This is a genomic window from Caballeronia telluris (assembly GCF_001544495.1).
GTDB lineage: Bacteria > Pseudomonadota > Gammaproteobacteria > Burkholderiales > Burkholderiaceae > Caballeronia > Caballeronia telluris.
Genome location: NZ_FCNZ02000069.1, coordinates 1 through 9,224, shown reverse-complemented (window position 1 = coordinate 9,224; position 9,224 = coordinate 1). Strand labels below are relative to the sequence as shown.

At 59.6% G+C, this 9,224-nt stretch carries 8 protein-coding genes and 2 pseudogenes; 2 read left to right on the top strand and 8 right to left on the bottom strand.

Annotation, left to right across the window (positions count from 1 at the left end; genetic code table 11):
* Positions 1-145: pseudogene (locus AWB66_RS33375) on the top strand (IS256 family transposase); the annotation flags it as partial.
* A gap of 208 nt (positions 146-353) precedes the next feature.
* On the opposite strand, the gene AWB66_RS31525 reads toward AWB66_RS33375, so the two are convergent.
* The 8 genes and pseudogenes from AWB66_RS31525 to AWB66_RS31490 all read right to left on the bottom strand — a co-directional run.
* Positions 354-722: a glutathione S-transferase N-terminal domain-containing protein gene (locus tag AWB66_RS31525; protein ID WP_235021337.1), complete on the bottom strand. Its 369-nt coding sequence runs from the start codon at positions 720-722 to the stop codon at positions 354-356.
* A 58-nt stretch (positions 723-780) separates the two neighbouring features.
* Positions 781-2,049: a fumarylacetoacetase gene (fahA, locus tag AWB66_RS31520; RefSeq protein ID WP_087633915.1), complete on the bottom strand. Its 1,269-nt coding sequence runs from the start codon at positions 2,047-2,049 to the stop codon at positions 781-783.
* A gap of 22 nt (positions 2,050-2,071) precedes the next feature.
* On the bottom strand, positions 2,072-3,367 hold the full coding sequence (gene hmgA / locus AWB66_RS31515) for a homogentisate 1,2-dioxygenase (protein ID WP_087633914.1): 1,296 nt from the start codon (positions 3,365-3,367) through the stop codon (positions 2,072-2,074).
* An 83-nt stretch (positions 3,368-3,450) separates the two neighbouring features.
* Positions 3,451-3,630, bottom strand: coding sequence for a hypothetical protein (locus tag AWB66_RS31510; protein WP_087633918.1), 180 nt, complete (start codon positions 3,628-3,630; stop codon positions 3,451-3,453).
* A gap of 29 nt (positions 3,631-3,659) precedes the next feature.
* Complete coding sequence (locus tag AWB66_RS31505) at positions 3,660-5,357, bottom strand: FAD-dependent oxidoreductase (RefSeq protein ID WP_087633913.1); 1,698 nt, start codon at positions 5,355-5,357, stop codon at positions 3,660-3,662.
* Positions 5,358-5,476: 119 nt separating this feature from the next.
* Entirely contained in the window at positions 5,477-6,868 is a 1,392-nt protein-coding gene (locus tag AWB66_RS31500; protein ID WP_235021336.1) for an MFS transporter, read from the bottom strand.
* Positions 6,869-7,096: 228 nt separating this feature from the next.
* The gene (locus AWB66_RS31495; RefSeq protein ID WP_087633912.1) at positions 7,097-7,915 is read right to left on the bottom strand and encodes a helix-turn-helix transcriptional regulator; all 819 of its coding nucleotides are present in this window, start codon (positions 7,913-7,915) and stop codon (positions 7,097-7,099) included.
* 504 nt (positions 7,916-8,419) lie between these two features.
* Positions 8,420-8,794 (bottom strand): annotated as a pseudogene (locus AWB66_RS31490) (IS30 family transposase); the annotation flags it as partial.
* A 50-nt stretch (positions 8,795-8,844) separates the two neighbouring features.
* Here AWB66_RS31490 and AWB66_RS31485 point away from each other — a divergent pair.
* A partial coding sequence (locus tag AWB66_RS31485) for a helix-turn-helix domain-containing protein (protein ID WP_143328373.1) occupies positions 8,845-9,224 on the top strand: 380 nt, incomplete at its 3' end.

Below are 9,224 nucleotides of genomic sequence, written 5' to 3'. Positions count from 1 at the left end.
CAGCGACGAGACGGCCAGCAAACTGCTGTATCTGGCCTTGCGCAACATCGAAAAGGACTGGAAGATGCCGCCTATCACCTGGCGGCAAGCAGTGAATCAGTTCGCCATTCTGTTCGGCGAGCGCTTCACCAGCGCCATCAACTGAGATTCCTACCGGCCTCAGCACACAAGATTCCTGACAGGTCCTCAATCCAGCGTAACCGCTTCTAAAGTCTCGGTGCGCTTCATTGCGACACGATATACATCGGTGTTGCACTTCACTTTTGATAGCGCGAGCTCATCTCCGCGAGCGTAGCTCCCAGCGCCTGCAGCCCTACCTTCATCCAGTGTCGCATCCATCCCAGTCGTGTCGCCTAGTCGACATGTAGCTCCCCCTCAAGATACTTCATAACCCGCGGATTGTTGAGCCGGTGGATGTCGCAAGCGATCGATAGCGCCGACTGCCTCGCCTCTGCGCGCGCGAGGGGCGTGACAGGCAGCATCGGCGGTTCGGGATGGCATTCGTCAAGGTATTCGATAATGGCCAACGATTGACGAATAGTCCGATCGTCCTCGCGGTAGCTCGGCACGAGCCCGAAAGGATTCACCGCGCGGTATTCGGCCTGATGCTGCTGTCCGCCGTCACGAATCAAGTGAACGGGAACCGCGCGGTAGTCGAGCCTTTTCAGGTCGAGCGCAATGCGCACTCGAAACGCCGCAGAACTGCGGAAGTACGTGTACATGACGCGATCTGCGACCGGGGCTTCCGGTTTAATCGAATCTATCATCGATAACCCTTTCTCATGCAAGGACGGTTCCGCGGACTTCGCCGAGACCGATGCGGGCCGCGCCGGGGCGTTCACACCAGCCGCGCAGAATCATGGCGTCACCGTCCTCCAGAAAGGTCCGCTCTTCGCCGTTGGCCAGACTGATGGACTTTTTGCCGCCCTCGGTCAACTCGAGCAGGGAGCCAGCTTCGTTGGCTGCGGGGCCCGATAACGTACCCGAACCCAGCAGATCGCCGGACTGGAGATTGCAGCCATTGACGGTGTGATGCGTCAGCAGTTGAGCCGCCGTCCAGTAGGCGGCGGTGCCGGCGTTGCCCAGCGTCAGGCGTTCCGGCGGGAGGCCGGCCTTGGCCATGCGCTCCGTCAGTATCAGGACTTCGAGCATGATGTCGAACATTCCTGCCTTGCGATTGAAGTCGCCATCCAGGTAAGGAAGCGGCTGCGGGTCGCCTTCGGGACGCGTCAGTGCCGTGCGGAAGGGCGCCAGCGCCTCGGTCGTGACCAACCAGGGCGAAACCGTCGACGCGAAGTTCTTCGACAGGAACGGGCCGAGCGGCTGGTACTCCCACGCCTGGATGTCGCGCGCCGACCAGTCATTGAGCAATGTCACTCCGAACAAATGATTCTCGGCATCTTCGATGGAGACGGGTTGCCCCAACTCGTTGCCGCGGCCGACGAAATAGCCAAGTTCCAGTTCGTAGTCAAGTCGTCGGCTGGGACCAATGCTCGGTTGAGCGGCATCGGATGCCTTTGTCTGACCGCGCGGCCGCCGGAACGTCTGGCCGCTAACACGAATGGACGAAGACCGGCCGTGATAACCAATGGGCACCCATTTGTAGTTCGGCATCAGCGGCTGGTCAGGCCGAAACAGTTTGCCGACGGACGTGGCGTGGTGAATGCCCGTGTAGAAATCCGTGTAGTCTCCGATGCGGCAGGGCACCGCCATCTCGGCGGCGCTTTGGGGCGTGAGCAGCTTCGACCATACCTGCTGTTGCGCGCTGCCCTGCGCCAAGCCACCGGAAATGTCGCGGCGCAAACGAAGTCGCGCTGCCGTGTCGAGTGCCATCAACGCGTTCATGTCCGGGCTCTCGATCAGGCCTGTGCCTTGCAGATCCAGGATCTGGTCGCCGATTGCGACGCCGATCTTGAAGTCATCATTCGCGCCAATGCGTCGATAACGACCGAATGGAAGATTCTGGATCGGGAAATCGCTTCCCGGCTGGTTTGCCTGCTCCACCCAACTCTTCAGAGCCGGGTCGTGCGTTTCATTGAGCAATGACATGCGGTATCTCCTCAGTGCGAATTTAGAGCTGCGCGGGATTGAAATGCTTCTTCAAGCCTTGCCAGCATCGGTAGTACTCGCTTTGCAATTGGGACGATTCGAGCGCGTAGCGCGTCGGCCGGATGACGGCAGGCGTTTCGAACATGAACGCCATCGTGTTCGTGACCTGGTCGGGCCGAGTCGTGTCAGCTGCGCTCGCCTTGGCGAACGTTTCGGCGTCCGGCCCATGCCCGCTCATGCAATTGTGAAGCGACGCCCCACCTGGCGCGAAGCCTTCCGCCTTCGCGTCGTAGGCCCCATGAATCAGGCCCATGAACTCACTGGCGAAGTTGCGGTGGAACCACGGCGGGCGGAAAGTGTTTTCCATCGACAGCCAACGCGGCGGGAAAATAACGAAGTCGATGGCGTCGACGCCAGGCGTATCGGTGGGGGCCTGCAGCACTAAAAAGATCGACGGATCGGGATGATCGTAGCTGATCGAACCGATCGTGTTAAAGCGGCGCAGGTCGTATTTATACGGCGCATAGTTACCGTGCCACGCGACCACGTCGAGTGGGGAATGGTCGATCTCGGCGCGCCAAAGATTGCCTTCAAATTTCGCGACCAGTTCGAACTCGCCTTCACGGTCCTCGTAAGACGCCACCGGCGTGAGGAAGTCGCGCGGATTAGCCAGGCCGTTGGAGCCGATCACACCGAGGTCCGGTAGCCTGAACAGCGCGCCATAGTTCTCGCAAACGTAGCCGCGCGCCTCGCCATCGGGTAACTCCACGCGAAAACGGACGCCTCGCGGGACGACGACGATTTCCTGCGGCTCGACCTCCAGCAGGCCCATTTCAGTCGCCAGGCGCAGCCGTCCCTGCTGCGGCACGATGAGTAACTCGCCGTCCGCATTGTAGAAGAAGCGGTCGGTCATCGAGCAGTTTGCGGCATACAGGTGGATACCGCATCCGCTGCCCGCGTCGGGCGCGCCATTGCCGGCCATGGTCACCAGACTCGACACAAAATCGGTCGGTGCATCGGGCATCGGGAGGGGATCCCAACGCAACTGATTCGGCGGTGTCGGTACATCGTCGAAGCGGCTCAGCAAGCGCGCGTTGTCGATCCGCTCGAACGGCAAGTGCATGGCCGCCGGCCGGATGCGGTACAACCAGGAACGACGGTTGTTGTGGCGCGGCGCAGTGAATGCCGTGCCCGAGAGTTGCTCGGCGTACAGGCCATAGGGCGCGCGTTGCGGAGAGTTGCGCCCCACGGGAAGCGCGCCGGGGAGGGCTTCAGTGGCAAATTCATTGGCGAAGCCGCTTTGATAATTGAGTGTCACTGTGTCGATCTCCGGCGAAGGACATTGGCTCCTAAAAGGCGGCGGCGCCGCCCTCGCTTGCATGTGAGGCTCGCACCCGGCACTTATTCGTGTATCCCCTCGCTGGCATCGTCGATCAGATTAAGCGCGACGGCCGGGTCGTCGATCGTGTCGATCGCGAGCATTGCGAAACGCGCGAGAAAAAGGGCAGTATTCGGCTCGCCCAATTGGGTCATGGTCTTGCACAGTCGGGTATAGACGGTATCGAGGTCGCTGTCGGTCATGGCGTTCTCCTTTATCAGGTGGGTCGTGATCACGTGTTAAGCGCGTGGTGAATGGCTGCCGCAATATCCGCGGCGGCTGCCGCGTGCCAGCGCCCCAGTACATGCCCATCCGGGCGGACCAGATACACGGTGCCGGGTTTGGCACCGTACATGGCAAACAGCCGACCCGTATGGTCCCAGTTGTGATCGCTTTTGGTCTCGGGGTGCAGATGCGCGGTCATGGCGATCAGCTTGAAAGGCAGCTTTTCGCTATGAAGCGTTTCCTCGAGCGCGGAGAATTCAGCGGGTACCCTGCCGTCTTCGCTAAAATGCAAGGCCGTGAAGCGGGAGCTGATCAAATCCGTCAGGTGAGCTTCCCTCGCGGTGCCGCCCTCGACGATCGTCAACGGACATTCAGGAAGCACGGCCCCCGGCACAGGGCCAGCGGCGAATGCGCCCGGCGCTGTTTCCGTCGCATTTAGCGGCGACGCCGTATAGGTGATGGCCGAAGTCTGCCGCGGATTGATCAAGGTGCGCACGCGGTCGTGCTTGATCGCTAGACTCAACACAGCCTTGCGCATCAACTCGAAAGCGAACGACGGCGGCGCCATGAATTCGGTACTCTTGGTGCCGTAACTGAGGTTTTCGTGGGCAGCGAAGACGCGCTCCGATGAGTAGCTGTCGAGAAGTCCCGCGGAGGCGAGATCGCGGACCACGAAGGCCAGTTTCCACGCTAGATTGTCCGCGTCGTCGATGCCTGAATTTGCGCCACGCACGCCAAAGATCGGGACCAGGTGGGCTGCGTCGCCGCCAAACAGGACGCGGTTATGTCGATAGCTTTCCAGGGTCAGGGCATTGGCCTTGTAGATCGTGATCCAGATCGGAGCCCAGTCACCACGCTCGCCCATCATGTCCAACAAGCTTTGGACCCGCGGGATCACGTTTTCCGGCTTCACCGCCTGTTCGGCGTCTTCGCCGTCACGCAGTTGGTAGTCGATGCGCCAGACATTGTCAGGCTGCTTGTGGACCAGCACAGTGGAGCCTGGGTTGGACGAGGGGTCAAAGTAGGCCAGGCGTTCGGTCGGCCGGTCGCTCTCAAGCTCGATATCGACGATCACATAGCGGCCCTCGTAGCTCGTGCCCTTGAGCTGCAGACCTAACCCCTCGCGAATCGTGCTGCGCCCGCCATCACAGGCGACGACCCAGTCGCTATTGAGCGCATAGTCGCCTTCAGGCGTAGATAGGTGGAGAGTGGCGCCGTCCGCGCGTGAATCAACGGCGGTGACTCGTGTCTGCCAGCGGATGTCGATCAGATCCGTCTTCTTTTCTGCAGCGTCCAGCAGAAACTGCTCGATGTGATATTGCGCGAGATTCACCATCGGCGGCAGCTTCTGATTGTCGTCCTGCGGCATTTTGAAGTGCAGCACTTCGGTGTCGCGGTAGAAGCTGCGCCCACCGGCCCACGGCAGGCCGGTCTTCAGGAATCCGTCCACAGCACCCAGGCGCTCGATGATTTCCAGGCTCCGGCGCGAGATACAGATCGCCCGACTGCCATGGCACACGGAATCGTCGGCTTCGATCAACACAGAAGGAACGCCATGGTTGGCGAGGCCGAGGGCCACCGTCAGACCAACTGGACCTCCTCCAACGATCGTAACTGCATGTCGCTTTGTCTCGGTGCCGTTGTCCAACTGCGGCACCTTGGCAGCGTATTTTTTTGCAGTAAAGGGATAAGTTTTGAATTCCATCGTTTGCTCCTTAACGAATTTCTTAAACGAACTGTCCGCTGGGGATCGTGGATGACCCGTTTTTCGTCCCTAGGCACTTCGCGATAATTTGAGTCGCACAACTAGCGCAGCAATACCGTCTAACTAGCGGTGCGTGACGGATCAGTGCGGCGTTGGCGGGTCGGCTCGATCGGCAGCACGGCCACTACAATGGCGCCGATGACGAGCAGTGCCGCCGCGTAGAGCAACCCGGCCGAGAAACTATGTGTCAAGTCTTTTAGCCATCCCACCACCAGTGGATTCAAGGCCGAGCCGATGTTGCCCGTGGCATTGATCACGGCGATGCCGACCGCTCGGGCGCGGAAGCTCAGCGCGTGATCGGGCGTCGTCCAAAAGATCGACATGGCGGTGTACGATCCGGCTGACGCCAGGCAGATCCCCAGCATCTGGACGACGGGGTTTGCCGAGTAAGCCGTGCAAAGCCAGCCAGCAGCGGAGAACAGCATGGGCAGCATCAGATGCCATTTGCGTTCCTGCTTGCGATCGGAACGCCTTCCCCACCAGATCATCGCGACAATCGTGCAAATTTGCGGGATTGCAGCCAGCAGACCGATGGTGCGGTTGCTTGCGTCGGCGCTGAAGCTCTTCACGATCAGCGGGGTCCAGACTGCAACCATCGCGAGTGTATTGACGAGACAGAAATAGGCGAGCGCAAACTTGATCACGGTCGGTGAGACGAGTTCGCTGAGAAGGCTTCTTTTTTCGCTTGCCGATGTGCGCGGTACGGGATCGGCCCGGTGCTCCGCGGCGAGCGTCTGCGACAGCGTGCGCTTTTCATCGGCGCTGAGCCAGGTCGCCTTTGCTGGGCCGTCGTGCAGATAAGCGAACACCACCAGACCCAGGATCGCCGAAGGCAAGCCTTCCAGAAAAAACAGCCATTGCCACCCTCTGAGCCCAAGGGTCCCGTCCAGTGCGAGGATATATCCCGACAGCGCGGAGCCGACGGCGGCCGTGACGGGCATTGCGATCATGAACATGGCGTTGGCTCTCGCGCGGTAAGCGCTCGGAAACCAGTACGTCATGTAGAGCAGGATGCCCGGCAGAAAGCCGGCTTCGGTCACGCCGACCAAAACGCGCAGCAGGTACAACGTGCCCGGGCTGGACGCAAACATGGTCGCAGTGGATGCCAGACCCCAGGCGATCATGATGGTCCCGATCCATTTCCTCGCACCAATGCGAGCCAAAACGATATTGCTCGGAATGCCGAACGCAATGTAGGCGATGTAGAACAACGTCGTCGCCAAACCGAACTGGGTCCCGGAAAGGCCCAGATCTTTCATCATGGTTAGCCCGGCGAATCCGATATTGATTCGGTCCAGGAATGAAAAGAAGAACAGGATGAAAAGAAACCAAAGCAAGTGTCGAGAAACCTTGGCCATGACATGCTGCTCTTGCAGTGAAGCGCCCGGTCCAGCATCGTTCGCCGGCCCGCCAGGCTGTCGGCCGCGGTCGGCCGATGGGGTCGTTTCCATGTAGGTCGTCTCCAGAATCAGTCTATGTCGAGCGCCACAGCACTCAATGCAATCGCGTCAGGTTCGTCAGAGTGGCGAGGTATGGCGATGACCTGGAGTATGGTTGTACCGTCGGCTCGCGCTGTCCCCAAAATGGGTACGACGTGAAGGCGAGATGGGCTGGGGGAAACCCTTGGGCGTGCGCGACCGAAAGAGCGGCCAACGTCTGATTCGGGCTGGGAAACGGAGTCAGTTTTTACCGGGAGCCAGGCACAAGGCGAATAACTGACGTTGGCTCGAAATGCCCAGGCGGCGGTAAGCGCGCTTCTGGTAGGTCACGACGCTGGAGGGCTTGACGCCCATCAGTTCGCCGATTTCTTGGGCGGTGCGGCCCTCCAAGACGCCGCAGAGCACGTCGAGTTCTCTCTTCGATAAATCTGGGCAGCTTCCACGGACACGCGCCAACATCAGCTGCGGAATGCCGCTCTGAATTTGGCCAGACAGCGCGTAGTGATGCTTGGCAGCATTAGCGATCAGCGGGGCGAAGGCTTCGATAAGCGCGATTTCGCTCGGGTGAAAATTACCGCGCCTACGGTCTCGATAGAGATTGACTGAGAGCCAGATGTCCTGCGACGGCTGCAGCAAAAGCGAAAGCCGGCCCGACACGTCAGGCTGGTGATAACAAGCGGCTCGATAGCCCTCGTGCGAGATGTCTTCGCTCGCCTGCTGGTGAAGCAAAACGGCAGAGTCCAGTTTCTCGGGACGGGCCGCCGAGATGATCGTCTGGTTGCCGTCCAGCGCGTAAAAAGTCTTGGTGCACGTGTCTGCGACATTGCGCAAGTATCGGCCGCCGCGGTGATCCGCCACGGAGACCGTCCGGGGGCGATTGCCGAACTCGTATGCGAACACAGTGCACTGCGAGATTCCCGCGGCATCCCCCAATAACTTCAAGACTTCAGCGGCAAATGCATTGGTATCATCAGCCCCAATGGCTGATACTAGGCTCGTTGCCCGGGAAAGATCCAGGTGTCCTGCGAAACTGGGACGATCGAGCCGCCATGAGCGCATGATGGGCTTTGGAGAGTGTAGATAAATCAGGCTTAGGCGCGGCCCGCAGGACAAACAATAATCCGTAGACGTATGCGATGTATCGACATACTACCTGTACGGCCGGTTGTACCGAGCTCATCGGCGGCGAGTCGTAGATTGCTCTCTGTGGAACGTGTACCTTCCGAGGCCACTGTCGATTGTTACTCTGCTCCCCATCATTACTCTAATAATAGTGCGTTTTGTGGATTGATATTCGACGCGTGAACGAAGCGCGATACCGCGAATAGACCAGCGGTTTAAGATAAAGGAATTTACCACTCTCGATTACTAGGGCTGATCAGCGGCCCGAGGGAGGAGGAGTCGCTGGTGCGGCAAGGCGGCTTAAAGTAGCCGGTGTTGTCCGGAATCGCTTCTGCAGCCTCTACATCCGGACGAATCATGTGGCACGGCCGACGGTCGCGGCGGTTTGTCGATGAATCGACGCGCCACCATGCGCCAAGCTGACCGAGCGCGGCGGCGGATTCAACCGGTGGATGCAACGGTTTGGTGAAATCGCTCGGCCGGTGTGTCGAAGTTTAGTGTTTTCCGGGGACGTTCGTTGAGCCGCCTGGCTACGACATTAAGTCTGGCCTGTGAATAGACGGAGAGATCAGTGCCCTTAGGGAAGTACTGCCTCAGAAGCCCATTCGTGTTTTCGTTCGAGCCGCGTTGCCAGGGATGCTGTGGATCGCAGAAATAGACCTTGATGTCGGTCGCCACGGTAAAGCGACTGTGATCGGCCATTTCCGATCCCCTGTCCCAGGTCAGCGATTTATATGGTTCCCGAGGTAACTTGCTGGCGTTTCGTATCAGCGCGTTGACCACAGCCTCAGAATCCTTGCTGGCTACTTTTACCAGGGCGGCCTCAAAAGTGAGGTGCAACACTTATCTCGTATAAAGGTGTTGCAATGCCCGACAAAACTACTTCATACCAGCACCTTCAACCTGAAGAACGCCTCGCCATCGCAAGCCTACGACTGCAGGACGTGAGCATTCGGGCCATGGCCCGAATGCTCGGGCGCTCGCCCTCCACCGTGAGCCGTGAACTGACGCGCAACAGCTCTCTTGCTCGCTACGCATCAGTGCCAGCTCAAGCGCTGTGCGCCGCCCGCCGTAGGGCTGGTCGCGGCCCCGCCAAGCTTTGCACGCAAGGCGTTCGCTGGCGGATTGTGCTCACGTTGCTGGACTGGAAGTGGTCACCCCAGCAGATATCGGGCACACTTAGGCGGATGTATCCGACTGACCCCACCCAGCACGTATCGCATGAAACCATTTACACGGCTATCTA

What these genes read in the sequence shown, in the direction of transcription:
- AWB66_RS31495 (WP_087633912.1), bottom strand. Translation starts at nt 7,915, where the DNA reads ATGCGCTCATGGCGGCTCGATCGTCCCAGTTTCGCAGGACACCTGGAT.
- AWB66_RS31525 (WP_235021337.1), bottom strand. Translation starts at nt 722, where the DNA reads ATGTACACGTACTTCCGCAGTTCTGCGGCGTTTCGAGTGCGCATTGCG.
- fahA (WP_087633915.1), bottom strand. Translation starts at nt 2,049, where the DNA reads ATGTCATTGCTCAATGAAACGCACGACCCGGCTCTGAAGAGTTGGGTG.
- AWB66_RS31505 (WP_087633913.1), bottom strand. Translation starts at nt 5,357, where the DNA reads ATGGAATTCAAAACTTATCCCTTTACTGCAAAAAAATACGCTGCCAAG.
- AWB66_RS31500 (WP_235021336.1), bottom strand. Translation starts at nt 6,868, where the DNA reads ATGGAAACGACCCCATCGGCCGACCGCGGCCGACAGCCTGGCGGGCCG.
- AWB66_RS31510 (WP_087633918.1), bottom strand. Translation starts at nt 3,630, where the DNA reads ATGACCGACAGCGACCTCGATACCGTCTATACCCGACTGTGCAAGACC.